The organism is Phytoactinopolyspora mesophila, from assembly GCF_010122465.1.
GTDB lineage: Bacteria > Actinomycetota > Actinomycetes > Jiangellales > Jiangellaceae > Phytoactinopolyspora > Phytoactinopolyspora mesophila.
In genome coordinates this window covers 839,695-863,533 of record NZ_WLZY01000001.1, presented here as the reverse complement: position 1 = coordinate 863,533, position 23,839 = coordinate 839,695, and the positions used below count along the sequence as shown (strand labels likewise).

24 protein-coding genes are annotated in these 23,839 nt (G+C 67.3%); 11 read left to right on the top strand and 13 right to left on the bottom strand.

Annotation, left to right across the window (positions count from 1 at the left end; translation table 11 throughout):
* Positions 1-8: 8 nt before the first annotated feature.
* The 4 genes from F7O44_RS32250 (at position 9) to F7O44_RS03820 (ending at position 1,803) form a co-directional block, all read left to right on the top strand.
* Complete coding sequence (locus F7O44_RS32250; protein WP_162448818.1) at positions 9-299, top strand: cytochrome P450; 291 nt, start codon at positions 9-11, stop codon at positions 297-299.
* A gap of 105 nt (positions 300-404) precedes the next feature.
* On the top strand, positions 405-737 hold the full coding sequence (locus tag F7O44_RS03830) for an ArsR/SmtB family transcription factor (protein WP_222851022.1): 333 nt from the start codon (positions 405-407) through the stop codon (positions 735-737).
* Positions 724-1,233, top strand: coding sequence for an SRPBCC family protein (locus tag F7O44_RS03825; RefSeq protein ID WP_222851021.1), 510 nt, complete (start codon positions 724-726; stop codon positions 1,231-1,233). The genes F7O44_RS03830 and F7O44_RS03825 overlap by 14 nt, the downstream gene beginning before the upstream one ends.
* Before the next feature lie 114 nt (positions 1,234-1,347).
* Entirely contained in the window at positions 1,348-1,803 is a 456-nt protein-coding gene (locus F7O44_RS03820) for a pyridoxamine 5'-phosphate oxidase family protein (protein WP_222851020.1), read from the top strand.
* Between the two features lie 101 nt (positions 1,804-1,904).
* Here the strand turns inward: F7O44_RS03820 and F7O44_RS03815 are convergent, their stop codons facing one another.
* Complete coding sequence (locus tag F7O44_RS03815; RefSeq protein WP_162448816.1) at positions 1,905-4,151, bottom strand: outer membrane protein assembly factor BamB family protein; 2,247 nt, start codon at positions 4,149-4,151, stop codon at positions 1,905-1,907.
* A gap of 264 nt (positions 4,152-4,415) precedes the next feature.
* Between F7O44_RS03815 and F7O44_RS03810 the strand changes: the two genes are divergently transcribed.
* Genes F7O44_RS03810 through F7O44_RS03800 form a run of 3 tightly spaced genes read left to right on the top strand, consistent with a single transcriptional unit; the run spans position 4,416 to position 7,496 of the window.
* Complete coding sequence (locus F7O44_RS03810) at positions 4,416-5,738, top strand: ABC transporter substrate-binding protein (protein WP_222851019.1); 1,323 nt, start codon at positions 4,416-4,418, stop codon at positions 5,736-5,738.
* Positions 5,731-6,675: a carbohydrate ABC transporter permease gene (locus F7O44_RS03805; RefSeq protein ID WP_162448815.1), complete on the top strand. Its 945-nt coding sequence runs from the start codon at positions 5,731-5,733 to the stop codon at positions 6,673-6,675. The genes F7O44_RS03810 and F7O44_RS03805 overlap by 8 nt, the downstream gene beginning before the upstream one ends.
* Entirely contained in the window at positions 6,672-7,496 is an 825-nt protein-coding gene (locus F7O44_RS03800) for a carbohydrate ABC transporter permease (protein ID WP_162448814.1), read from the top strand. Before F7O44_RS03805 ends, F7O44_RS03800 begins: the two co-directional genes overlap by 4 nt.
* Positions 7,497-7,563: 67 nt before the next feature.
* Here the strand turns inward: F7O44_RS03800 and F7O44_RS03795 are convergent, their stop codons facing one another.
* Positions 7,564-7,881, bottom strand: coding sequence for a hypothetical protein (locus F7O44_RS03795; RefSeq protein WP_162448813.1), 318 nt, complete (start codon positions 7,879-7,881; stop codon positions 7,564-7,566).
* 116 nt (positions 7,882-7,997) lie between these two features.
* On the bottom strand, positions 7,998-8,879 hold the full coding sequence (locus tag F7O44_RS03790) for a phosphotransferase family protein (RefSeq protein ID WP_162448812.1): 882 nt from the start codon (positions 8,877-8,879) through the stop codon (positions 7,998-8,000).
* A gap of 183 nt (positions 8,880-9,062) precedes the next feature.
* Here F7O44_RS03790 and F7O44_RS03785 point away from each other — a divergent pair, with 183 nt between their 5' ends.
* Positions 9,063-9,665, top strand: a complete 603-nt coding sequence (locus tag F7O44_RS03785; protein WP_162448811.1) for a histidine phosphatase family protein — start codon at positions 9,063-9,065, stop codon at positions 9,663-9,665.
* A gap of 81 nt (positions 9,666-9,746) precedes the next feature.
* On the opposite strand, the gene F7O44_RS03780 is transcribed toward F7O44_RS03785, so the two are convergent.
* On the bottom strand, positions 9,747-10,154 hold the full coding sequence (locus tag F7O44_RS03780) for a RidA family protein (protein WP_162448810.1): 408 nt from the start codon (positions 10,152-10,154) through the stop codon (positions 9,747-9,749).
* 66 nt (positions 10,155-10,220) lie between these two features.
* On the opposite strand from F7O44_RS03780, the gene F7O44_RS03775 reads away from it, so the two are divergent.
* Positions 10,221-10,877, top strand: coding sequence for a TetR/AcrR family transcriptional regulator (locus tag F7O44_RS03775; RefSeq protein ID WP_162448809.1), 657 nt, complete (start codon positions 10,221-10,223; stop codon positions 10,875-10,877).
* Between the two features lie 125 nt (positions 10,878-11,002).
* Here F7O44_RS03775 and F7O44_RS03770 read toward each other — a convergent pair whose 3' ends face one another.
* Entirely contained in the window at positions 11,003-11,830 is an 828-nt protein-coding gene (locus F7O44_RS03770; protein WP_162448808.1) for an alpha/beta fold hydrolase, read from the bottom strand.
* Positions 11,831-11,997: 167 nt separating this feature from the next.
* On the opposite strand from F7O44_RS03770, the gene F7O44_RS03765 reads away from it, so the two are divergent.
* Entirely contained in the window at positions 11,998-12,576 is a 579-nt protein-coding gene (locus tag F7O44_RS03765) for a DUF488 domain-containing protein (protein WP_222851018.1), read from the top strand.
* Between the two features lie 30 nt (positions 12,577-12,606).
* Here the strand turns inward: F7O44_RS03765 and F7O44_RS03760 are convergent, their stop codons facing one another.
* The 7 genes from F7O44_RS03760 to F7O44_RS03730 form a co-directional block, all read right to left on the bottom strand.
* Entirely contained in the window at positions 12,607-15,747 is a 3,141-nt protein-coding gene (locus F7O44_RS03760) for an ATP-binding protein (RefSeq protein ID WP_222851017.1), read from the bottom strand.
* Positions 15,748-15,845: 98 nt separating this feature from the next.
* The gene (locus F7O44_RS03755; protein WP_162448806.1) at positions 15,846-17,069 is read right to left on the bottom strand and encodes an NAD(P)/FAD-dependent oxidoreductase; all 1,224 of its coding nucleotides are present in this window, start codon (positions 17,067-17,069) and stop codon (positions 15,846-15,848) included.
* Positions 17,069-18,340: an NAD(P)-binding domain-containing protein gene (locus F7O44_RS03750; protein WP_162448805.1), complete on the bottom strand. Its 1,272-nt coding sequence runs from the start codon at positions 18,338-18,340 to the stop codon at positions 17,069-17,071. Before F7O44_RS03750 ends, F7O44_RS03755 begins: the two co-directional genes overlap by 1 nt.
* A gap of 100 nt (positions 18,341-18,440) precedes the next feature.
* Positions 18,441-19,010 (bottom strand): OsmC family protein, encoded by a 570-nt coding sequence (locus F7O44_RS03745; RefSeq protein WP_162448804.1) that lies wholly within the window; start codon positions 19,008-19,010, stop codon positions 18,441-18,443.
* Between the two features lie 116 nt (positions 19,011-19,126).
* Positions 19,127-19,450: an AzlD domain-containing protein gene (locus F7O44_RS03740; protein WP_162448803.1), complete on the bottom strand. Its 324-nt coding sequence runs from the start codon at positions 19,448-19,450 to the stop codon at positions 19,127-19,129.
* On the bottom strand, positions 19,447-20,175 hold the full coding sequence (locus tag F7O44_RS03735) for an AzlC family ABC transporter permease (protein WP_162448802.1): 729 nt from the start codon (positions 20,173-20,175) through the stop codon (positions 19,447-19,449). Before F7O44_RS03735 ends, F7O44_RS03740 begins: the two co-directional genes overlap by 4 nt.
* Positions 20,176-20,186: 11 nt before the next feature.
* A complete protein-coding gene (locus tag F7O44_RS03730) occupies positions 20,187-20,378 on the bottom strand; it encodes a hypothetical protein (protein ID WP_162448801.1) in 192 nt (63 codons plus the stop codon).
* Positions 20,379-20,621: 243 nt separating this feature from the next.
* On the opposite strand from F7O44_RS03730, the gene F7O44_RS03725 reads away from it, so the two are divergent.
* On the top strand, positions 20,622-21,809 hold the full coding sequence (locus F7O44_RS03725) for an alpha/beta hydrolase (protein ID WP_162448800.1): 1,188 nt from the start codon (positions 20,622-20,624) through the stop codon (positions 21,807-21,809).
* 11 nt (positions 21,810-21,820) lie between these two features.
* Here F7O44_RS03725 and F7O44_RS03720 read toward each other — a convergent pair whose 3' ends face one another.
* Positions 21,821-23,794: a BTAD domain-containing putative transcriptional regulator gene (locus F7O44_RS03720; protein ID WP_162448799.1), complete on the bottom strand. Its 1,974-nt coding sequence runs from the start codon at positions 23,792-23,794 to the stop codon at positions 21,821-21,823.
* Between the last annotated feature and the right edge of the window lie 45 nt (positions 23,795-23,839).

Here is a 23,839-nt window from a genome sequence, read left to right as displayed (position 1 = left end):
TTTCGCCTATGTCTGTGGGGCGTCTCCTCGCCGAGAATTGTGCGCAAGCGTTGACTGCATACTTCGTCGAGTCGCCCGATGAGTTCGGCCCGGGCCGCGACGTAGCCGGCCACCTCACCTTCGGATATGGCGTGCACCAATGCCTCGGCCAGCACCTGGCCCGACTGGAGCTGCGGATCGCCCTGGGCCGGTCGAGCGCTACCCGGATTTGCGGCCGTCCCGGTCGACGAACTCGAGGTCAATCCAGGTACTTACCCCGGCTCGTTCTTCGGCCCCTTGACACTAGTTGTTGCGGGTGACGCCACCTCGGTCCTTTGGCGGCATGATCCGGACTCCTCGGTAAGCCTTGACTTACGGTCAGTGGCAGCTTACGGTAACCGAGTACTTACCGACCAGGAGGACTAATGGGCGCAATCGACATGCTCGCGGCCATCGGTGACCCGATGCGCCGCGAGATCTTCGAGCGCCTCACCGAGGGGCCGATCGCGGTCGGCGAGCTGGCGAAGACTCTTCCGATCAGCCGACCCGCCGTGTCGCAGCATCTGGCAGTCTTGAAGCAGGCTGGCTTGGTCTTCGAACGCCAACAGGCCACGCGGCGCCTTTACCAGGTCGACCCGCAGGGCTTTGCCGAGCTTCGGGCCTATCTCGACGTTTTCTGGGATCAGTCCCTGGCGTCGTTCCGAGCCAGTTTCCCCGACGCCGACATCCATATGGGTGATGCCGATGAGCGCACCTGAACCCGTGCATCGAAGCGTTACGGTGCCCGCCGACATCGACCGAGCATTTCAAACGTTTGTTGATGGCATCGACCGCTGGTGGCCAGTACAGAACAGCATCACCCAGGCACCACAAGCCCGAGTGACGATCGAACCCCACGTCGGCGGTCGGTGGTACGAGGAATCCGTCGACGGTGAACAGTGCGACTGGGGCGCGGTCCTCGCGTGGGACCCGCCGCACCGCCTCGTTCTCGCGTGGCAGCTGCAGACCGCGATCCCGGGAATCACCGCCGGCAGCTTGTGCCACGGGTTCTGGCAGTACGACCCGAGGATGCGAACCGAGGTTGAGCTCCGCTTCACGGACCTCGGGCCTCGTTTGACGAAGGTCGATCTGGAACATCGCCACCTGGAGCGGTTCACCTACCCAGAACCTGCCCGCTTCCACCTCGACGACGGCACCGGCGGTTGGCCCGGCTTGCTCGACCGCTACGCACAAGCGACTCTGACCACCGCGTGATCGCGGGCCCTCACGTCACCGCAGGTGTCATGGCTGCGGGCCTGCGCGCTTGCTTTCGTGCGCCAATTTCGACGCCGACCACGCGAGCCACTGCCAACGAAGAAGGGATCCATCGTGCCGACGCCTCGCACTCATGACGAGCGGGTAGCTGCTGCTCAACGACGCCTTCAGCAGGACTTCCAGATGTGGCTGTCGACAGGCGGGCGCACGGGGCCACACCTGATTCCGGTGGCGTTCATCGTCGACGACGACGTCGTCGTCACCGCAACTGGCGAGAACAGCAAGACGGTGCGGAACCTCCAGGAGACACGGCGCGCACGTCTGGCATTAGGCACCACCTCCGACGTTGTGATGATCGATACGGTCCTCGATGGTCTCGTGCCGGTGTCCAAGATCGCCTCGGACGCGGCCGACCGCTTCGCAGCCGTCTCCCATGACCCACGTCAGATGCCGGGTTACGTCTACATTCGCCTGTTCCCTCGCCGTGTTCAGGTATGGAACGGGTTTCACGAGTTTCCTGGCAGAACAGCCATGCTCGAAGGTGAGTGGCTGTCGAATCCGGTCGACTGAACGCAGGTGTCGCCAACGTTCAGCCCTCATGCCACCGGCGGTGCGGCGGGCTCGGGCCGGCGTCCACCGGCCCGAGCCCGTCCAGCGGTTCTTGCTACGACTCACACATCGTGCAGGCCCACCACGCCATGCAGGACGCCGTCCTGGCCGCCCACGACGAGCACCTGTTCCGAACCGGAGCCGAGCAGCGCAGCCGTGGATTGCGTGTACGCGGACAGCACCTGCAGCACCTGATCGACCGACCTGTTCTCGAGGTCGATGCGGACCAGCAGACCGCTCTGATTGACCAGCCAGTACACGGAGTCGTCGTCAGGGCTGGGTACGGGCGCCGCGCCGAAGTTGCGCGGTAGAGCGGACTCTTGCCAGATCTCTTCGCCGGTGTCCGGATCCACCACGTGGATCGTCCCGTTGAAGCCGTCCACCAGGAGGATTCCGTGATCGGTCAACGTGGGCGGGGTGTAGAGCAGCTGTAGCATCCCCAGCTCATCGCCCTGTCCCTCCCACACGAGGTCACCGGTGGCGCCGTCGAGTGCGAAGGCGTTGGTGAAGGTGGTGAACAGCGCGGCGCCGTTCGGCAGGATCCGCACGTAGCAGGCCCACGGCCCGTACAGGACGGTGCCGTACCTCGTGGTCCGATCGGTGAGCTGGACACTCCAGACCTCGTCGCCGCTGTCGGCAGTGAAGGCGTAGGCGTTGCCGTCTCCGCTGCCGATGTACACGCGCTCGCCGTCGCACTCCGGGCGACCGGCGCAGATGCCGCTCAGATCAGCGGACCACAAGATGTCGCCGCTCAGGTCGAGGCTGAATAGGGTCGTCCCCGCGGCGACGAAGATGCGGGTTTCGCCGTCGACCTCCGCGAGCGCGACGTCGCCCGCCAGCGGCGCATCGAGGTTCGTCGACCATTGCACCGCACCAGAGCCCGCGTCGAGTGCGTACAGGTGGTGGTCCGTGGATGGGATCAAGACCGCGGAGCCGTCCGGCGTGAAGACCGGCTGGCGGTAGACCGGGCCGGTCTCGGCGCGCCAGATCAGGCGGTTCGCCCGATGGGTGGGTGCGTAGGCCTCGACGTGTCCTTTTGTCGTCGCAGCGACCACGACGCCGTCCCGCGTTCCCAGCGCGCCCTGTATCCGACCATCGAGGCCGGTTGTCCATCTGACCTGCGCGTTCGCCGATGGCAGCTCGAACCGTACAACGTCGTCGTATAGCGCTCCGTCGTCGCCGACGGCGCGCACCTCCATCTTGTGTTGCCCCGGCCACAGTTCGGAACTGTCGATTCGGCCGGTCCAGCGCCGTCCGCCGGCCTGCCCGTCGGCTCGCTCCAGCGACGACCACCGGTCGATATCCCGGCCGTACCGGTAGGGATGTATCCGGGCTTGAACGTCCTCGACCGTGGCGCCCGGCGGGACGTCGACCCGCAAGGCGACCTCGGAGCCGGCTGGATCCGCCTTCATCCGAAGCGGACCGAGTGTTTCGCCCGGGCCCGGGCTGTCGAGCGGCACGACTGCGACCCGCTCCTCTTCCACCTCCCCGTCGGCGGGGACGGTGACCTCGGTGATCTCGAGCACCGGTCCGGAATCGCGATCCTTGCGTTCGACCCAGTAGTAGTACGGGCCGTTCTTGAGCGAGTTGCCGATCACCTGTGTGGCGCCGTTGTACTGGGAAGCGATCGTGCTGTGCCGGTGGCCGGCGAAGATGCCGCGAACGGGGTACTTCTCGATGATGCGCAGGACCTCGTCGTCGTTGTGGACGTAGTTCCAGTCGGCTCCCATGGGGTAGTGCAGGAAGATGATGATCGGCGTGTTCTTCGGGACCTGCCGTAGGTCGCGTTCCAGCCAGTCGAGAAGGTCCTCATCGAAGTACCATCCCCACTCCATCATCACCTGCGGATCCAGACTCACGAAGTGCAGGCCCCCGGAGTCGAAGCTGTAGTGACCTGCTCCGAGGTACTCGTGGTAGAGCTCGTAGTCGACGCTCCACTGCTGTTCGTGATTTCCCGGAACGTTTCTCATCAGTTCCCTGAGGCCGTCAGGGATGCTGTCGAGGTAGGTCTCGTACTCGTCTGCCAGCCCGAGTTCGGTCATATCCCCGCAGTTCAGCACGAAGCTGGGGTTCCTGGGCTCGATGTGTCGCAGAATGCGCTCGAAATCAGCGGTGCGTTCGGGCCGGTCGACGTCGATGTGGACGTCCGTGAGCATGGCGAAGCTGCCTTCGTTGCCACCGGCGACGGCATGCAGGCGTGCACCCACGGCGAAACTCAGCGCGGCGGCGCCGGCACCCACGAGAACGGTGCGCCGGCTCAGTGGTGTCTTGATCGCTTCGGTCGGAGAAGTGGAGGTTGGGTTCGACAATGTTGTGCGCTCCTTCTTCATCGGGTTGGCAATGCACGCGCGATCCGCTGAGAAGCACCATCGGTGCCGATCTGCGCCGGCTGCCTGCCTTGGCGGGCGCGAAGGTTTGACCGGGCGTATGCCCAGCACTGGACGGCGAGTCGGGGTGGCCCTTTATTTTCGTACGGCATGTAAGTAATATGCAGCTTTGGACTAGGAAGGTCAAGGGGTCCACGTGTCCAGCTCCTCCCAGCCCGCGGTGAGCCCTTCGAAGGAGAAGAACCCATGAGTATTCGAACTCACGCCACCCGCATCAGCGCGGTCGGTGTCGCCATGTTCGTCCTGGCTGGCTGCGTCACAGCTGGCAGCGACGACGGGGACGATCAGGAAGATCCCCAGACAGTTTCCGACGAGATCACCGACGAGGAAGTCACCCTCCGGCTCGCCTATACCGACGACCCTCCGGCCCAGGCACTGGTCGAAGGGTTCGAGGACCAATACCCGAACGTCACGATCGAGACCGCCCAGACCGACTTCGGCAACTACATCACCTCCATCACCCGTTCGATGTCCTCGGACGACGCGCCGGACATCGCGCAGTACAACCCTGGGGCGATGCGCTCGCTTGTACCGGCCGGGCATGTGCTCGAACTCGGCGGCTACTCCGAGCTCTACGGCTGGGAAGGTGCCTTCCCGCCGGCGAGCCTCGAGCAGCTGATGTCTGACGACGACGCACAGCAGTTCGGCACAGGTGGGCTGTATGCGGTGCCAGGTGGTCTATCCGTGCTCGGCGTCTACTACAACCGGCCCATGCTGGAAGAGGCCGGCGTGGACGAGGTGCCCAGCACCCTGGCCGAGTTCAGCGAGGCGATGGAAGCGGTGGCTGAGACCGGCGAACGCCCCCTGAGCCTCGGTGGGCTGGAGGTGGGGGCGCTCCATCTCTGGAACGCCGTGTTGAACAGCGTTGGTCCCGCGCAGGACTATCTCGACTGGGTGTACGGCGCCCCGGACTCCTCCATCGAGACCGACGCCGCCGCCGAGGCCACCGAGATCATCGCCGAATGGGTTGAGGCGGGCTACATTTCGGAGGGTTCGAACGCCACCTCTGACGCGGATGCGCTGGCCGACTTCACCGCCGGCAACGCAGCGTTTCACGCCACGGGGAACTGGGCGGCCGCCACCGTCGCCGATGAGATGGGCGACGACGCAGGGTTCTTCGTCCTGCCTGGTGCAGATGCGGGCAGCGTCCCGGTAGCGTCCGGGTCGTCGGTTGCCTACTCGATCTCCTCGGCCACCGAGCACCCTGATGTCGCAGCCGCCTTCCTGGACTACATGAACTCTCCAGAAGCGGCGGAAATCCAGATCGAGACCGGCTTCATGCCGGTCAATACCGAGGCGGACGTCGCCACCGACGGCCTTCTCGGCGACATCGCGGAGAGCTTCGCGCCCGTGGCGGAGAACGACAACATCGTGCCCTTCCCGGACTTCGCCGCACCCGGGATGATCGATCGCCTCACCGCCGGCCTGCAAGGGATCATCTCCGGCCGGACGACGACGGAAGACTACCTGTCCTCATTGCAGGAGGTGTGGACCAGCCACCATGGCTGACATCACCCAGGTCAGCCCCGCGCCGCGGGAACGATCCCGTGGCGCGGGGCTGGGCACCGGTCGGAGGCGGCCACTGAACCGGCGCGCGGCGAAAGCGTGGCTCTACCTGCTTCCTGCCGTGATCTTCTACGCCTCCTTCGCGATCTGGCCGGCGCTGAACACCTTCTATCTGTCCTTCCTGAACTGGGACGGTGTGCAACCGCCGAGCTGGGCGGGGCTGGGCAACTATGTGCAGATCGTGCAGGACCCCGCTCTCTACAACTCGGTCCTGAACGCTCTGCTGCTCATCGTGTTCTTCTCGTTCATCCCGGTCTGTATGGGCCTGCTGATGACCGCACTGCTGATGGGCAGGATGCGCCGTGGCATGGCGTTCTTCCGGACGGTGCTTTTCCTGCCGCAAGTGTTGCCGCTGGTCGCGGTAGGTGTGACCTGGCGCTGGCTGTACAACGAGACCGGGCTGTTCAACCAGTTCCTTGAACTGATCGGCCTTGGCGGCATCACCCGCGCATGGCTGGGCGACTACGACCTGGCCTTGATCGCGCTGGGCTTCATCGGGACCTGGACGATGAGCGGGCTGTGTATGTTGCTGTTCCTGAGCGGGGCGCAGAAGATCGATCCCGCGCTGTACGAGGCTGCCACCCTCGACGGCGCGGGGGCGTTCCGCCAGTTCCGCAGTGTCACGGTCCCCGGAGTGCGCAGGGAGATCACGATCGCCGGCGTCATCACGACGATCGCGGCATTGGCCAGCTTCGACCTGGTGTTCGTCACCACGAACGGGGGCCCGGCAGACCAGACCACGGTGCCCGCGCTGCTCGTTTACCGGCTCGCGTTCAACGAGGGCGACATCGGCACCGCCAGTGCGCTGGCGATCACGCTGACCGCGCTGGTCATCGGCTTCGTCACCTTGATCCGCCGGTTGGCTCGGGAGAACGCATGAGAACTCAGACCGCGGGCATGAGTATGCGCTACCTGGTGCTGACCGTCATGACGCTGATGGTTCTGCTGCCGTTCGCCAGCATCGTCCTGGCGGCGCTGCATGCGTCCGGGTCGACCGTCTCGGGTATGCGGCTGCCGGAGAACTGGCACTGGGAGAACTTCGCCCTCGCCTGGAACGAGGGCGGCTACAGCGCTCTGATGCGGTCGAGTTTCATCATCTCCGGCGCGGTGGTGCCGCTGGTGGTGCTGTGCGCGACCCTGGCCGGGTACGCGTTGGCGATCCTCAAGGCATGGGGCGGCAGGCAGGTAGGAATCATCTTCGTGCTGGGCCTGACGCTGCCGGTCGAGCTGATCGTCATCGCCTTGTACTACAACCTCAGTAACGTCGGCCTGACCAACAACTACCTCGGCGTCATCTTCGCGGAGGTCGCGCTCTTCCTGCCCTTCGGCGTCTACTGGATGCAGTCGCACTTCTCATCTCTTCCGGGCGAGCTGGTCGAAGCGGGCCGGATCGACGGCGCACGTGACCTGAGTGTGCTGACCCGTGTACTGCTGCCGATCTCGTGGCCGGCGATCACCACGCTGGCCGTGCTCGTCTTCATGTGGTCATGGAACCAGTTCCTGCTGGTCATCGTCCTCATGCAGGACCCGGAGATGCGCACCGCGCCGGGCGGCCTCGGCTTCTTCGTCGGCCAGTACTCGACCAATATCCCGCTGCTGTCGGCAGCCACGATCATCACCATCGCGCCGATCGTGCTCGTCTACATCATCTTCCAGCGCAACTTCGTCTCCGGACTTACGCAGGGGGCCGTTAAGGGATGAGTCCTCCTTGATCATTGTGCTCCTTTAGGTGCTATGGCGCCTAAAGGAGCACAATGATCAAGAGCGCTCAGGCTCCGTCGTCCGTGGGCTCGGCTCGTCTGGCCTGTTCCTGGCGCTGTTCGGCTTCGCGCCGATCCGTGGCGGCGCGGGCAGTTTGCTCCCGCGCGATGGCCTCTTCGCGCTGTGCCCTGGCATGACGCTCGTCTGCCTCCGCGCTGCGCCGCTGTGCCCGGGCCTCGTGCACCTCAGCTTCTCTCTGATGCTTCAGCGCTTCCTCGTGGCGTTGTGCCGCACCCCGCTTTCGGGCCTGAACGGAGATCACCGCCACCAGCACGATGACGACGATCGCCGCTACGACGATCCCAATGATGACTGCTGTATCCATGAGGGGTTCCTCCTCCCACCGTGTCGCTACCCATACACCAAGACCGAAAACGTCATATTCGTCGCATATGTGGTGGGCATGGACGTGCCGCCGCTCGGCGGCGCGGCACGCGCCCGCTACGGGATGAGCTGGACAACGCGGCGGCGCTGGTCGAGGAGGTCTCCGACGCCGGTCTCGAGGTTGCTTTGGTGGACGAACACAGCAAGCTCCAGGACGACGTGGGCGAAGCAGTAGGCGAACGGCCCGGGCCCTGCGACTTGCTCGCCGGCGGCAATGATCATCTGCTGCGCGCCTGGCTCGATGTTGTGTGCCGAGAGCAAGGTGGCGTAGTCGTAGACTCTGCTACCGCTGCCGAGCGCTTCGATGTCGACCACACCGCTGATCCGGCCAGCGTCGAAGATGATGTTATCCGGCCGAAAGTCTCCGTGCACCAGGTCGCCGCTCGGCAGGAACACAGGCTCATGGGCGGCGAGAAGTTGCTCGCAAGCGCCGAGAAGTTCCCGCCCGATCGGTCCGATGCCGGCTACCTGTTGCCATAGATGCGTACGCCCGGAGGTCATCGTGGTCGTCACATACTGCGACCAACACCGCTCGGGGTCAGGGTCCACGCAACGCTGGCTCTCGACAAGGTCAATGAGCATCGGCACCGTGTCAACGGTTACTCGGCCCACTGGGCTTCCGGGGACGAGTTCCTGGATCTGATACGGCAGGCCGTCGTCACTGACGCCGACGGCGAGCCAAGCTGGCGTCGGGTACCCGACGGCGCGAACGCTCGCCACCACGTCGGCGGCGCGCAGGACTTGTGCTGCCCAGTGCCGGTTTGGGCTCCATTTCAGCACGGCATACTCCCCAGCCCGGTTGGTCAGGAGCCACGCACCGGACTGGGCTCCACGATCCATGCGGCGGTCGAGCTGGAAGCGCATGCCGTGCGCGCGGTTGGCCTCGGCCAGAACGGCGTGGGCGATAGCCGATTCGGTTCGTTCTGCGTGGCTGGTCATGACGTGAACTCCTGAAGACGAAGGCACGAGGATCCGTCGGCTGTGCCGAACAGCCATGTGTGTTTCCAGCGGCCCGCTTCGGCGAGCCAGCCAGGTAAGGTCACGCCACGTCTCGCAGCGTACCAACCCATCCGTAAGGTCTTGACCGGGAACACCTCGATGAGAGAGCGGCATACTTCGGGTATGGACACGGCAGGTGAACTCATATTGATCCGCCACGGCGAGACTGAATGGAGCCGTAGCGGCCGGCACACCGGCCGGACGGATGTGGCATTGACCGCGCTGGGCGAAGAACAGGCGAGCGCGCTCATCCCGTACCTTGACGCGAGGAATGTCGTGCACGCATTGGTGAGCCCGGCGTCACGAGCGCGACGGACCGCGCAACTGGCCGGCGTCGTCGGCGTCGAGATCGAGGCCGATCTGTGGGAGTGGGACTACGGCGGCTACGAAGGCCGTACATCGAGAGAGATCCGGCACGAGCATCCCGGCTGGTATCTCTGGACTGATGGCATCATTCCCGGCGACGACGCGCACCCCGGCGAGTCGATCCAACAGGTGGGCGCCCGGGTGGATGCGGTTCTCGACCGTGTTCAGATACTCCTCGATGATGGCGACGTCCTAGTGGTGGCGCACGGACACGTGCTCCGAGTGCTCACCGCTCGCTGGCTCGGCCTCGAGCCGGCCGCTGGGCGTCTGTTCCGGCTGGACACAGGCAAGGTGTCGGTGCTCGGCAAAGAACACGACCGCGCCGTGATCGCCGCGTGGAACATCCCGCCGGTGGTGTGAGGGCATGCGGCAGAGCCGAGTCCAGCAGCCGAAGGGGAGATGCTCCGAGGACTCCCGGGCTCCTCAGCCGAGAGCGGATTGTCAGTCCAAGACGGCGGTGGCCTCGACCTCGACCAAGAGGTCTGGCTCGCCTAAAGCGGCGACGCCCAGCAGCGTGTTCGGTTTGACCGCGTCGACTCCCAGTTTGGTGGCCGCTCTGGCCACACCCTCGCCCAGCAGCGGCCTCTTGTCGGGGGACCAGTCGACGACGTAGATGGTCAGCTTGGCAACGTCGTCGAATGATCCCCCGATCCCGGCCAGGGCTGTGCCGATGTTGAGGTAGGCCTGCTCGACCTGGGCAGCCAGATCTCCCTCGCCAACGCGATTCCCATCCGCGTCGCGGGCCACCTGTCCGGCCAGGAACACCAGCCGTGAACCGGTGGCGACGGACAGTTGCCGGTACACCTCGGGTTTCGGCAGTCCGTCGGGGTTGATCAGCTCCACGGGCATAGCCACTCCTCAATATCGGGCAACGAGATCGATTCTAAACATAGCAGCGCTATGTATTATCGCACCATGGTCAGGACGAAGGACCCCGCAGTCCGCACCATGCTGATCGAGCGGGCCGCTCAGATGCTGCGCGCCAGGGAGCCGGTCACCCTGTGCTCCGTCGTCGCGGGCACCGGCTTGTCCACGATGGCCGTCTACACCTACTTCGGCGGGATGGACGGCCTGTGGCGGGCGATGCGCCAGGAAGGGTTCACTCGTCTGGCCCGGAATCTCGAGGCAGTTCCGTCGTCGGCCGACCCGGTACGCGACCTTGCTGCGCTGGGCGCTGCGTACCTGTCCAACGCCTTGGCCAACCCGGACCTTTATCGAGTCATGTTCGACGCGGGCTTCGGACTGGAAGATCCTGCAGCCTCTGACGAAACGTTGCAATCCTTGGTGCACACCGTCGAGCGGGCGAAGGGCACCGGGCGGTTCCGGCAGGACGTCAACGCTCTGGCTCTGGCCACACAGAGCTGGGCCATCGGGCACGGGCTGGTGTCTCTGGTGAGCAACGGGCCGCTACCGGTCCAAGCACTCGATCACGGCGCGGCCATGCTCGCCGCCCTGTTCGTCAGCTGTGGTGACGACCCCGGCCGCTGCCGCCGGTCGGTCGAACGTGGGTGGCGCTCAATCCGCGATTCGGAACCCTTTCCTGCCGGTCAAGCCCAGCCCACTGATCTGTGACGCCGCTCGTCCGCTGAAGACACGGCACGGCGCTGGCGCTGCGTTCCACGACTTGTTAGAGACCGCGGCGAGGTTGGCGCGATCCTGCGCCTGCCGTTGCGGGCGAATCGCGAGCGTAGTGGGGATCAGGGACTGCCGTGGAGGAACTGCAGCAGATGCGTGGCGAAGGTCTCCGGGGCAAGGATGTCGCCAATGTGTTGCTGCCCGGCCAGCTCCAGGTGCCGCGCGTCGGGTAGTGCATCGGCGACTGTGTCTACTTCGGCCTTGGCTGGGTCGGTGCTTTCCTCGCCGGTCACGAGCAGGACGGGTACGGTGATCTTGGCTGCCTGCTCCGGTTCCAGTCGCGCCCGGGTCTCTGCTGAGATCTCGCGTGGAAGCGCCTCCGCAGCCGCGACGCGGCCTGGCCAGGAAGGCGCCGATCGGAGCCAGGCCACGTCCTCATCCGAGACATTCTCGATGGCACGGAACAGCGTCTCGACGACGCCGCCCCGGTTACCGTCGGCCAACAGATGGTTCATCCGTTCCATCACCTCCACCGGGAGGGCATAGATCGACGGGTCCGGGGCCGGCCAGCCTTCATAGAGGACTAGCTTGCGGAGATTCGCGGTGAGCGTCGCCGCACCGAATGCTGCCATCGCCCCGTGCGAATGGCCGTACACGTCGACGTTTTGCCCGCACGCAGCCGCCACGGCGTCAATGACGGCAGCCACGTCTTCGTACTCCCGCTCCAGGCTGTATGCCACCGCGTCTCCGCTGGCCCCGCTGCCGCGCCGATCCATGGCGTGAACCGTGAGGTGCTCTTCCACGTACGGGAGCAGCGGCCGCCATCGCGTGTGATCAGCCGGCGCCCCATGGACGAGCACAATCGGTGACCCGTCTCCACTGGTCCAGTACACGATCTCGGTGCCGTCGCGCGACACCACACTGCTCTCAACGGTTGAATAGGTAGCCATTCCGGGACCCCCGTCCTGGTTGAGTTGGTACCAGCGTGGCAGGGCGGGGGCCGAGATCACATGGGTAGACCTACCTACGCGGATTGTTGAAGTCGAGCACTCAGAGGCCAAGTCCGGTCGCGGCGCATCGCCGCTGACCTACACCGTGCGTCGATACGATGGGACGGGTGGATGGAACAGACTCAGGCGCGGCACAGCGCCCGGTTGTCTTGACCGTCGGCCATGGTGCGAGGGCCGGTGAGACGTTTCTTCGGGTGCTCGAGGCTGCCGAGGTAGGCACGCTCGTCGACGTCCGGCGATTCCCCGGATCGCGTCGGCACCCGCAGTTCGGTCGGGACGCCTTGGCTGCCGCCCTCGGTGAGAGCCGCATCGCCTACGAGTGGCAGGGAGAAGCGCTTGGCGGTCGCCGCAGCCGCCACGACCAGACCCGGCACACGGCGCTGATCAACGTGGCGTTCGCGGGATACGCGGACCATATGGACACCCCGCCGTTCCGGGACGCCGTGAACACTCTGGTGGTCCGATCGGGTAATGGAGAGCGCGTCGCCATCATGTGTGCCGAGACGCTGTGGTGGCGCTGCCATCGCTCGCTCATCGCCGATGCGCTGGTGTGCCGCGGCGCGAGCGTCATTCACCTGCTCGACGTGGGCCGGCAGGAGAACCATCGTGAACGGCCCACGATGCGCCCCGACGACGACGGCTGGCCGGTCTACGACGTCGCCGACACGCTGCCGATCGACGAATAGGGCGCTTCGCCACACGTGGACCGCTGGTGGTCAGATGATCAAGTTGGGGGTATCGGTGGCCAGTTGGGTGCGGCAGCGGTCGGCGTCGGGCGGCTGGCCGGCGTCGTCGAACACCGCGGCTGCTTCCTCCAGCAGGGCCGTGCGCCGGGGGAGATCCCCGGAGGCCTCGGCGAGGTGGGCGCGCGCCTCGAGGATGGCGCCCTGCCAGGAGGTCCCTTCCCATAGTTCGGACGACGTCTCGGCGACTTTCACGTAGCGCTGCGCGGCTTCGAGGTCTCCGACATCGGCGCAGGCTATGGCGGCCGGCACGGCGAACATGACGACGCAGAACGCACAGGCGTCGTCGGTTCCCATGGTTTCCTCGGCCTGGTCGACCACCAGCCGGGCTGACTGCGGATCGGGGGCGGCCCGGATCATGGTGCCGAAGATGCGTTGCACGAGGTGCAACGCGAGTATCGACCACCGTGCTCGCCGCAATGCCCTTCGGAGGAGGCGGCTAGCCTCGGCGGGGTCACCCTGCAGCAACCGCAGCTCGGCCAGGCGTTGCAGGGAGCTGGCTTCTCCGGCGGCGGCGCCGATCTCGCGGTGGAGGTCGACCGCGTCCTGCAGTTCCCGTTCGGCTTCTGCGAGATCGCCCGCGAGGAGCGCGGCCTCGCCCAGCAGCGCGTCGGCGAACGCCTCGGCGCGCAGCACGCCGGTGCGCCGCGCGGTGCTGCGAAGCGAGTGCGCGAGAGCTTTCACCTCGCTGTACGGGGTGGTGCCGTACAGGAGAAACTCCGCGACGCAGAGGTAGGGGTCGAACAGCGTGCTCGCCAGGGCGGGCGTGTCCTGGGCACGCCGCAGCTCGGTGTTCAGCTGCGAGAACAGCTCCCCGCGGTGGTGGGCGATGAGGGCCTGCAGGGCCAGCAGGTCCAGGCGCTGCCATGTGTTCTCATGCGCGGGCAGCCGGCTGCACACGTCATGTGAGGCTTTCCACGCGGCGTCGACGTCCCCACTGAAATACGCCAGGCTGCCCTTGGCCAGCAGGATGGCCACATCTGCCGGACCGCCGTCGGGCTCCAGCCCATCGAGTACGCCGGCGGCCGTCACCAGGTCGCCCTCCATGACGGCGGCCTGGCCCATCCGGGCCCGTAATAGCGGCCGCGATGACTCGTCGGCGATCGCCAGGGCCGCACGGTAGGCGTCCATGGTCGACCGGTCGCCCAAGGCGGCCAGCAGGTTCGCCCGCAAGGCGAACAACCGGGGCCGATCCGCCGTGGAGGCATGATCCTGAACGGCCTCGAGGAGCGCCAGCGCGTCGCGGTAAGCCCCGATGGCCGCCTCGGTCTCGACGGCTTGCAGGACATAGGGCACCGCTGCGGCGAGCTGACCGGCAGCGATCAGGTGATGGGCGACCCGCGCCGGGGGAGCGCCTACGGCAGCGAGACGCTGGGCGGCTTCATGATGAAACCTGCGCTCCTTGGCGGGAGCGATACCGGCCAGCAGCGCGTCGCGGATCAGGGCGTGCCGGAACCGGTAGCCCGTTCCGGTGTGCTGCACCACCAGCGCGCCTAACGCGGCGTCCAGCGCGGCGAACGCCTGTGGCTCGGGCAGGCCGGTGAGCGCGACGAACTGATCGGTATCGAAGCTGGTGCCGACTACCGCGACCCGCTGCAGAGCTTCGCGTGTCGCTGGTGCGAGGCCGACGACGCTGAGTGCCCCCATCGCGACGGCGTCGGTGGATTCAGGTGCCCTGGCCATCTCGGTGATCGCGAACGGAAGACCTCCGGATACCGCCCAGATCCGCTCGACAGTTTCTGGCGCCGCTTCGGCGACATGGTGCTCGACGAGGGCTTGCGTCGCCGGCCGATCCAGCGGATCCAGCGTGATCTGGATCGCCGCGTTGCGGCGGATCAGGCTGGTGCGGATCTGCTCCACCCTGCGGCCGCCGTCACGAGATCCGAGAACGACGACGGCGCGCTCACTCACAACGGTGCGGGCCAGGTAGTGCAGCATGCGCAGACTGGCCTCATCGGCCTCATGCACGTCGTCGACGGTGAGGAGCAGCCCTGAGCCGGACGCGGCGAGCCGGACGAGCTCCGCCACCGCGACGAACAGCCGCTGGTGGGCGCCTTCGCCGCTCCAGGTCAGCTCGCGCCCCGCCAGGGCCCGCTCGATCTCTTCGCGAAACGCGTCGTCGAGCCCGTCGAGCAGCGTGGGGTGACGACGGCACAGGTCTGCCAACGCATCCAGGACCGGCGCGTACGGCCAGGCGCCCTCGATGGCGGCGGCCACTCCCCGCCCTGCCCGCCAGCCGGTGCGCTCCGCTCGGCGGGCCACCCAGTCGAGTAGCGCCGACTTGCCGACGCCGGCCGGACCTGACACCAGCACTGTCCGGCCCCGTCCACGGGTGGCTTCGGCCAGCGCGTTCTCGATGATTCGCCGCTCGCTGTCCCGGCCGATCAGAGCGACGTGCCCGCTATCGGGTTGTTGCGGCAGCGAGGCGAGAACCTGGTCGCGCAGGGCGAGCGCCGCCGGGCCCGGTCCCACACCCAGTTCGCTGCGCAATGCGGCGTCCATTCGCTCTAGCTGGCGTAAGGCTCCCCGGTGATCGCCCGCGTCGAGATAGCGGCTGGCCAGCGCGAGATGTGCCTCCTCGTCGGCCGGGTCTGTCTCGATCAATCGCGGCCAGTCGCGGGCTTGACGCAGCACCTCCAGATAGCGCAACCGGAGCCGCTCACGGGGCTCGTCGGTCCAGGCCTCGTATGGGTCATCCGGCAACAGCGTTCCGCGGTAGAGGTCGGCGGCGGCAGCAGCCGCCTCCGTCGTCGTGCCGGCGAGGGCTACTTCGGCCGCACGGTCGAAGACGTCGGTGTCGACTTCGACGTCCACACCGGGCAGCAGCACCACCATCTCTCCACGCAGGACGACGGCTTCGCGGTCGTCGCCAAGCGCACGACGGGCGTAATGTGCCAGCTTGTGCAATCGGGGCGCGGCTTCGGCGACCGCGAGATCCGGCCAGAGCATGTCGATCAGGCGTTCCCGGTGCAGCCGGCGACCGGGCGTCAGCGCGAGAGCCTTGACGAGGCTGGCAGCCTGCGGACGTGGCCACGCCGACGGCGCCAGCGGCGTGCCGTCGATCACCACCTCGAATCCACCGAGGAGCCGGATCTCTACCCGTGTCGCCGCCACTGGTACCCCCCTGGTCGCAGCAGCCGTGCCCTAGTGCGCCAGCACCCAGATCCATGATGCGCCTGAACTACACGTCTGTACAGGTGCAGCGTCCGGGGTTAGGGGGCAACGCGGTGGGCTGAATCCGATGCGCTGGCGGGCAGGACGCGCGCCAAGGAGCTATGTTCGGCGTGGTCCTGCGTGGACTCGAACTGCTCGCTCATCGCGGAGCTGGCGTCGAGAAGCGAACGCTGCAGTTCAGCGACGGTCCACTGATAGGACGAGATCGAATCAACCGTGGTCAGAAGTGGCAAAGCGAGTGCGTCCCTAGTCCTCTGGTAGGCCGAAAGTGCCTCCGCCTCGGTGGCGCCGCCTGCGTGGATGCGCAGTATCGCCTCGGACAGCAGGGAGGCGTCGCGCAGCGCGTCGGTGATGCCGTGGGTGCTCAGCGGGTCTTCGAAGCTGCCGGCGTCTCCGGCCAGCGCCCATCCCGGACCCCAGGATTGCCGGAGATAGCCGGTCACGCCCGTGAAGCCGCGCAGGCGCCGGGGTGGTTGGCCGTCAGCCAGCCGGGCCCGCAGATCTGGTGAGACCGCCTCGGCCAGGGTGCGGAATCCTGGCCAGGTGCCGCCCGCACGCGCCAGCTTCATCTTCTCCGGGGTGGTGCCGACGAACACAGTCGTCTGGCCGTCGTTGGTCGGGATCAAACCGGCGCTGACACCGGGGGAGTAGTACCACTCGTATCCCTCGGCCGGGAGGTGATCCCAGTACCCGTACAGGAACGCGCTGCCGGCACCGGACGCCGCCCAGGTCAGCGGTGCGCCGACGGCCCGGGCCACGATTGAGCCGATCCCGTCCGCACCGATGGTCAGTGGACCCGACGCGCGCAGCCGGCGGCCCAGACGATCGGAGGCCACGACGCCGATGATCCGGCCCGTGTGGTCGCGAGACAACGCGGTCACGGTCATCCCGAAGCGCACGTCGGCACCGGCTGCGGTGGCACGGTCAACGATGATGCGGTCCAGCAGGGTGCGCCGGGGTGCGTAGAGCGCATCGACCCCGGGAGTGGGCTTGAGCGTGACTCTGGTGGTGTCGTCGGGGTAGTGGAAGTGCACCCGCCGCACGGGCGGAGTGCCGGCGGCGGCGACGTCGTCCAGCACGCCCAGGCGCTGCAACTGCCAGACGCCACCGCGCATCAACGCGTGCGTGGAAACGGTGTCGCCGCCGTAGCGGCCACGGTCCAGCACAAGGACTCGAAGCCCCAGCCGGGCCAGCAACAGGGCCGTCGTCGCACCCGCGACCCGCGCGCCGACCACGATGGTGTCGTACGTCGATGCACTCATCAGACGTGGGCTCCTTCCAGCACTGTTTCTGCCCGGCGCGTTGCCCGCTGCGCACGCGAGGACATCCTGATGTGGTCGGTGATCGTGCGTGCGTCGTACCGGACGCCGTCGATGAAGCTCGAGTCGCGCCGGTGCAGGAACCGCTCGCCGACGACGTACAGGCCGGGCGCCGCGGTGATGCCCCTGTACTGCAGGACGTGCCCTTCGCGGTCGAAGACCGGAACGCGCAACCAGGGATAGCTGTGCCGGAAACCGGTGGCCCACACCACGGTGGTGATACCAGCGGCTCGTGGGGCGAGCTTGCGGGGGCCCTCGTGCACGTTGAGCACACGTTCCGGGACGGCCGGCAGCACCTCGGCGGCCAGACCGGCCGATTCGGCGTATCGGTCGATGATGTCTAGGGTGCGGCGGGTCCGTGCTTCCGCCGCGGCGATCGTCGGCGCCAGGTCGTCGGCGAAGTACACGGTGGACCCGTCGGCGGCGATGAGCCGGCCGGTCATCTCCACGCCGAGATCGGCCAGAGCGGCGAGGTTGAGATCCTCACCTGACGTGCCGCCGCGCAGCTGCAATGACGGCTGGGTGCGTGCGGCTCGCGGGTCGGGCATCTCGGCGATGGTGCGGCCGAGGACGCCGCTCTGCTCCAGCCACCACATGATGTCCATGCCGCGATACCGGCGGGGGAGGCTGGTGTGCGAACCGACGGCCAGCACCACCCTCCGGCCCGCGCGGCGAAGCTCGGATGCGATCTGGGCGCCCGATGCCGACGCACCGACGACCAGGACGCCGCCGTCGGGCAGCTGGGCGGGCCTGCGGTACTTGCTGGTGTGCAGCTGGTGAAGATCAGATGGGAGCCGCCGGGAAAGCGTGGGAACCGTCCGAGCCGGACCGCTGGCGAGCACCACATTGCGCGCGAACCACGAGCCGCGCAGCGTCGTCACCCGATAACCATGGGCCATGGGAGAGACGTCGGTGACCGGTGTGTGCTCCAACACCGGAGCGCCGAAGGACGTGGCATAACAGCTCAGGTAGCCGGTGAGTTCGGCGGCGGTCATGAAACCGTCCGGCTCGGAGCCGGCATAACTCCACCCGGGCAGCCGGGTCATCCAGTTCGGCGTCAGCAGCCGCAGCGAGTCCCAGCGGGCACTGCGCCAGCTCTCGGCCACCCGCCCACGGTCGAGTACGACGTGATCACGCCCTTCCGCGGTCAGGTAGCGGCTGGTCGCGAGACCGGCTTGACCTGCGCCGATCACAACCGTATCGATCGTTTTCATCACGTTTCTCTTTCTCCTTCTTGCGGGTGGCCGCCCGATGAGGATCGGCCCAGGGGCGGCCACCCGCAGGTGATGGCTCGTGCCGGATCACCGGCGAGCCTCAGACGACGGTCACGTCCAGCGCGACCGGGACAGGGTTGGTGATCACGTCGAACACCGCGGAGCGGTCTCGCGACTGCTCGACCAACGCGCGCAGCTTCTCCGGCGGTGCGTTCCCGGAGATGGTGAAGCTGACCCGGATGTCCTTGTAGCCGTTGCGGACCGAGTCGGAGAGCCCGAGGATTCCGAGCAGGTCGATGTCACCTTCGACGGTCGACGTCACCTCGGTCAGTTCGATGCCGCGGGCCGCGGCGATGTTGGCCAGCCCGGAGGTCAGGCAGGCCGCCAGCGCCCCCAGCACGTACTCGACTGGCGTCGGGCCGTGGTCCTGGCCGACCAGCACGGCCGGGTGATCGGCGTCGATAACGGTGGGATGCTTGTGCTCCATCTCCTGGCCCGCGCCGAAGAAGGTGTGCATCGTCGACTGGTTGTGGGTTCCGCTGATCCACCGGTTGGTCGCGCGGAACTGGAACTTGGCGATGTCCGGCTGGCCCTTGACGGCGTCGAGGGTGGCGAACAGGGTGGGCGTGTCGACGCCGTTGAGAGGGGCTCGTTCTGCGGTGATGCTCATGGTTCTGTCTCCTTGTGATGTGGGGTGGATGGCATTCGGGTGGATCGGTTGCAGTGAACGTAGGGACGTGACCTTCCCGGAACCTTCCGGCGGGCTTCGCGGCCGCGCCGGCGCCGTCATGACGTCGCCACCAAGGCGGTGAGGATCCAGAGCACGGGCATGCCGGCCAGCACCGCCACGTAGGACTTGCGGGTCAGCCGGACGGCGACGACGGCCGCCGTCACCGCGCCGAGCACTGGAACGGCACGGAGGAGATCGACGTCGCCCACGTGGGCGGCGACGCTGCCAGCAGCCAGCGCCGCGAACGCGGCGGGTGCGACGAAGCCCGACGCGCGGGTTAGCCACTCGGGAAGGTCGAAATGGTCGATGAGCAGGACCATGCTGATCCGGAACACGTAGCTTCCGAGCCCGATGACGACGATCACCAGCCAGACGTTCATCGCGCGGCCTCCTTCGCCAGCAGACCGGCCGCAAGGCCGGCGACGATCGCCACGATCAGGCCCAGATGCAGCGGGATCGCGGTGGCCACCGCGGCCACGCCGGCCGCGGTCAGAGCCGCACGGCGGGTGGCTCGGTGGGCCAGCTTCGGCACCACCTCGCCCGCGAGGAACAACGGGATGACGAATTCCAGCTGGAGCGCGGCGGGCAATTGCGCACCGACCAGCGCGCCCGCGGCGATCGCGGCGAACCAGGTCGCGTACAGCACGACGGCCCCGCCCACGTAGTACGTGTCCGCCCGGGACCGATCCCCGGGCTGTTCGTAGCGGGCAATACCGACTGCGAACGACGGATCGATGAGCAGGTACGCGGCGAACGCCCGCCACCGCCGTGAACGGCCTCGCCAGTGTGGCGCCATCGCCGCGGAGTAGAGCACCAGCCGCAGGTTGATGATCAGCGCACTGAACACCACCACCAGCGGAGCGGCACCGGCGTCGAGCAGCTCGATCGTCGCGATCTGAGCACTGCCGCCGGCCATCAACGGGCCGGTCAGCCACCCGGCGAGCGTCGAGACGTCGGCCTGTGCCGCGCTGACCCCGATCACCAGGCCGAACGGGGTGACACCGGCCAGCCAGGGGAGCATCGCGCGGGCACCGAGGAGAAAGTCGGCTGGGCGTGCTGTGTGCCTCGGCGCGTCGGCGTCGGTGTCGGCATAGCTCGATGCCATCACCGATACGGTCACCGGACCCGGCCTCGCTCCCTGGTTGGTGCGGGCAGCCGGCGCGACCAGACGCGCCAGTTCCAGCTGCGACGTGGGCGGGCCTGCACTAGAGCGAGCAGCGCCGCACGTTCAGGGTCAAACGCCGCGCGAGCTTGATTTTCCATCAGCCGCTGGACCTCGATGCCCGCGAGCAAGTACGTCGAATTCATGTTTCCCCCGTGTGTTGGACTGTTGCCGAGACGATGCCCGGGTTGCCTTCCCGGGACCTTCCCACCGGCCCGAGTGCCCGGGCCGTAGCTATGACTCTGCCGTCGTCGCAGGCCACAGACTTGGAGGAAATGTGGAGATGAGGTGGAGAACGGCGTAGCCTCCCTACAGAGATTTCCAACCGGCCGGACCGATCAGCCGTTGGCCGAAAGGGCCGGGCGTGGGCCGAGGGGGCGAAGATTCGAATGATTTACGCCTTTGCCGACTGTCAGCTCGACGTCGATCGATATGAGCTCCGGTTTTCGGGCTCCGTGCAACCCATCGAGCCACAGGTGTTCAGCCTGCTGGCCTTCCTCATTCGCGAGCGGGCGCGGGTGGTGTCCAAGGAGGAGATCCTGGACTCCGTCTGGGGTGATCGATTCGTCAGCGGGTCCGCTCTCACCAGCCGGATCAAAGCAGCGCGACATGCCACCGGCGACGACGGCAGCGCACAACGTGTCATCCGCACCGTGCACGGTCGCGGCTATCAGTTCGTGGCGCCCGTCGAGGAGCGGGCCTCAGCCACCCATGACACCGGACCGCCCGCGCAGCAGATCCGTTTTTGTCTGGGGCCGGACGGCGTCCAGCTCGCGTACGCCACGACCGGCGACGGTCCACCGTTGGTCAAGGCGGCCAACTGGCTCAGCCATCTCGACTACGACTGGCACAGCCCGGTGTGGCGGCACTGGAACGTCGAGCTGTCTCGCCGTTTTCAGCTGGTCCGGTACGACGAGCGCGGCTGCGGCCTTTCGGACTGGGATGTCTCACGCTTCTCCTTCGACGCGTGGGTTGACGACCTCGAAGCCGTGGTCGACGCCGTCGGGCTCGAGACCTTCTCTTTGCTCGGTATTTCACAGGGCGGGCCGGTCGCCATCGCCTACGCCGTGCGCCACCCGGAGCGGGTCAGCCATCTCGTCCTGCTCGGCGCGTTCGCGCAGGGCCGCCGTAAGCGCGCCCGGACCATTGAGGAACGCGAGCTGGTGGAGACCCGCATCAGTCTTGTCCGGCTCGCCTGGGGCCGGCCGGATCCGAGCTACCGGCAGATCTTCGCCGCGCGTTTCCTGCCGGAGGGGACTCAGGAGGAATGGCGCGACTTCGACGAGTTGCAGCGGCGCTCGACATCGCCAGAGAATGCGTGGCATTTCCTCGACGAGTTCGCCGATATCGACGTCAGCGAAATGGCGCCGCAGGTTGGCGTGCCGACCCTCATCCTGTGCTCGCGCAGGGAACCGGACGACATGTTCGAACAGTCGCGGCTGCTCGCCGGGCTCATCCCGGGCAGCCGGCTGGTGTCGCTGGACAGCGCCAACCATCTCCTCCCCGAACGAGACCCGGCGTGGCGGCGATTCCTCGAGGAGATTGACGAGTTCCTCCCGACCCGTCCGGCGGCATAACCAAGGGAGCATCACCGGAGCTCTTTGGCGCGGGTCCGGATCTCGGCGAGGTAGCTCGACACCGGCCCGAGGGTGACCAGCCCGCTGCCCGCGCCGGCCAGCTCCGCCGCGGCGGGGGAGAGCTCGTGGTACGCACGCTCCATCACCTCGGTATTGCCGAGAACGACGGCGGCTCGCCCGGCAAGACACCACATGGCCTCGAACAACAGATCGCGGGGCGGATCCGGAGCCTTGCGCAGTGCGTCCGCGGCATCGGCTGAGCGGTCCTTGGCCAGCAGCACCAGCGGCCGGGCCCATGGATGGTACGGCCCCCAGTCGAGGTCGTCGTCGATGGGTGCGGGCAAGTCATGCTGTACGCGCAGGCACAGCAGAGCGAGGGGGAGGATGCCGCGTTCGAGCCCGGGCATACCGGAACCCTCGAGCCGCCCCGCGGCCTCGCGGTAGGCCGTCTCCGTTTCATCCAGTCCGGCGCGTCCTCCCGCGGAGTGGCGCAGCGCCCGGTACCACTGCGTGAACACTCCCACCAGCGGCAGCTCGTAGCGCTCTGCGAGGTGGTCCGCGGCAGCGGCGTGCTCGTCGGCCCGGTGGAAGTCCGCCAGCGCGCTGAGGGCCTGGATCCGGATGAGGTGGCCGAGTACTTCGGAGGTCGTCAGGCCGTGCCGGGCGGAGAGGCGGATCAGCTCGGCGCCGATCTCGTCCCGGCGCGGGGCCAGGCCGGCTCGCTGGAAGGACTGCATGAAAACGCCGTTGAGCGCGAAGGCGAGCAGCGCGGGGTCGTCGAGACGTCGTGCGATCTCCTCGGCCTGCTGAGCGGCGTGTAACGCCTGGACGGAACAGGTACCGCGGGACTCGAGTGCGACCGTGGCCAGCAGGCGGGCGCGGGTCGCCTCGTGGGAATCCGGCGGAAGTCCGCCCAAGGCGCGTTCAGCTGCCGCCACCACACGTGCCGCCTGTTCTGGGTCGTCGGGGCGGGTCCAGATTGCCGGTACGTCGTAGGCACCGATGACCCGCGCTGTCAGTTCGGCGTCGCCCAGCTCTTCGGCTGCCGTGATCGCCGCGGCACGGTGTTCGCGGGCTGCTTGGAGACCGCCGCCCCCGGTGACGGCGAGGTTGCGCAGCAAGCCGACGGTCGACTCCAGCCGGGCACGGGCGCCGGAGGCCACCGTACGGTCGTAGGCGGCTGCGGCCTCCGACCACACCCGCTCTGCCGCGGCGATCGGGGCGTGGTGGTTCAGGTGGTCAGCCTGACCCAGGACGTCCTGCTCCAGGCGCCGCAGTTGCGGGCTGGGATCAATGCCGAGCTGCTCCACCAGCAGGGACCGCGCCCGGCGCAACACGGCCAGCGCATCGCCCTGACGCCCGGTGCGATACAGCGCCAGAGCCAGCAGCCGCCACGCGTCCTCGCGCCACGGATGCTCGGCCACATGGGCGTCGAGGTCCGGAACCGCCGCTGCTGCCCGGCCAACCGCGAGCATGGCCTCCGCGCGGCGCTCCACGGCGTAAAGACGGAGCTCACCGAGGCGAGAGCGTTCCGGCCGGGCCCACGGCGCATCAGCGAACTCGGTATATGCCGGGCCGCGCCACGAGGCCAGCGCCTCGTCCAGCCGGGTGATCGCCGCGTCCGGAGTCAGGGTGTTGGCATCCGTCGTCGCCTGCTCGAAGCGCCACGCGTCCACCGAGCTGGTCTCGGCGCGCAGCGCATAGCCAGCACCTTCGGTGACCAGCAGCCGAGGCGGCGTGCGGGGAAGGCGTTCTGGCTCGAGCGCACGGCGCAAGGCGGCCACGAACGTGCGTAGCGTGCCGACAGCGTCGTGCGGCGGATGGGTCCAGAGGTCGTCCACGAGGAGGCTGACCGGTACGACGCGCCGTCGGGCCACGATCAGCCGGGCCAGCACCGCGCGATGGCGTGGACCTTTCAGCGCGACGGGGGCTCCGGCAGCGTCCCAGGCCGCCACCGGCCCCAGGACTCCGAACTCGACGTGCACTTTCGAAGACCACCCTTTCGGGGTATCGCTCCTGGTCAACGTAGC

Coding starts and splice junctions, on each gene's coding strand:
- F7O44_RS32250 (WP_162448818.1), top strand. CDS start 9: ATGTCTGTGGGGCGTCTCCTCGCCGAGAATTGTGCGCAAGCGTTGACT.
- F7O44_RS03830 (WP_222851022.1), top strand. CDS start 405: ATGGGCGCAATCGACATGCTCGCGGCCATCGGTGACCCGATGCGCCGC.
- F7O44_RS03825 (WP_222851021.1), top strand. CDS start 724: ATGAGCGCACCTGAACCCGTGCATCGAAGCGTTACGGTGCCCGCCGAC.
- F7O44_RS03810 (WP_222851019.1), top strand. CDS start 4,416: ATGAGTATTCGAACTCACGCCACCCGCATCAGCGCGGTCGGTGTCGCC.
- F7O44_RS03805 (WP_162448815.1), top strand. CDS start 5,731: ATGGCTGACATCACCCAGGTCAGCCCCGCGCCGCGGGAACGATCCCGT.
- F7O44_RS03800 (WP_162448814.1), top strand. CDS start 6,672: ATGAGAACTCAGACCGCGGGCATGAGTATGCGCTACCTGGTGCTGACC.
- F7O44_RS03795 (WP_162448813.1), bottom strand. CDS start 7,881: ATGGATACAGCAGTCATCATTGGGATCGTCGTAGCGGCGATCGTCGTC.
- F7O44_RS03790 (WP_162448812.1), bottom strand. CDS start 8,879: ATGACCAGCCACGCAGAACGAACCGAATCGGCTATCGCCCACGCCGTT.
- F7O44_RS03785 (WP_162448811.1), top strand. CDS start 9,063: ATGGACACGGCAGGTGAACTCATATTGATCCGCCACGGCGAGACTGAA.
- F7O44_RS03780 (WP_162448810.1), bottom strand. CDS start 10,154: ATGCCCGTGGAGCTGATCAACCCCGACGGACTGCCGAAACCCGAGGTG.
- F7O44_RS03775 (WP_162448809.1), top strand. CDS start 10,221: ATGGTCAGGACGAAGGACCCCGCAGTCCGCACCATGCTGATCGAGCGG.
- F7O44_RS03770 (WP_162448808.1), bottom strand. CDS start 11,830: ATGGCTACCTATTCAACCGTTGAGAGCAGTGTGGTGTCGCGCGACGGC.
- F7O44_RS03755 (WP_162448806.1), bottom strand. CDS start 17,069: ATGAGTGCATCGACGTACGACACCATCGTGGTCGGCGCGCGGGTCGCG.
- F7O44_RS03750 (WP_162448805.1), bottom strand. CDS start 18,340: ATGAAAACGATCGATACGGTTGTGATCGGCGCAGGTCAAGCCGGTCTC.
- F7O44_RS03745 (WP_162448804.1), bottom strand. CDS start 19,010: ATGAGCATCACCGCAGAACGAGCCCCTCTCAACGGCGTCGACACGCCC.
- F7O44_RS03740 (WP_162448803.1), bottom strand. CDS start 19,450: ATGAACGTCTGGCTGGTGATCGTCGTCATCGGGCTCGGAAGCTACGTG.
- F7O44_RS03735 (WP_162448802.1), bottom strand. CDS start 20,175: ATGGCATCGAGCTATGCCGACACCGACGCCGACGCGCCGAGGCACACA.
- F7O44_RS03730 (WP_162448801.1), bottom strand. CDS start 20,378: ATGAATTCGACGTACTTGCTCGCGGGCATCGAGGTCCAGCGGCTGATG.
- F7O44_RS03725 (WP_162448800.1), top strand. CDS start 20,622: ATGATTTACGCCTTTGCCGACTGTCAGCTCGACGTCGATCGATATGAG.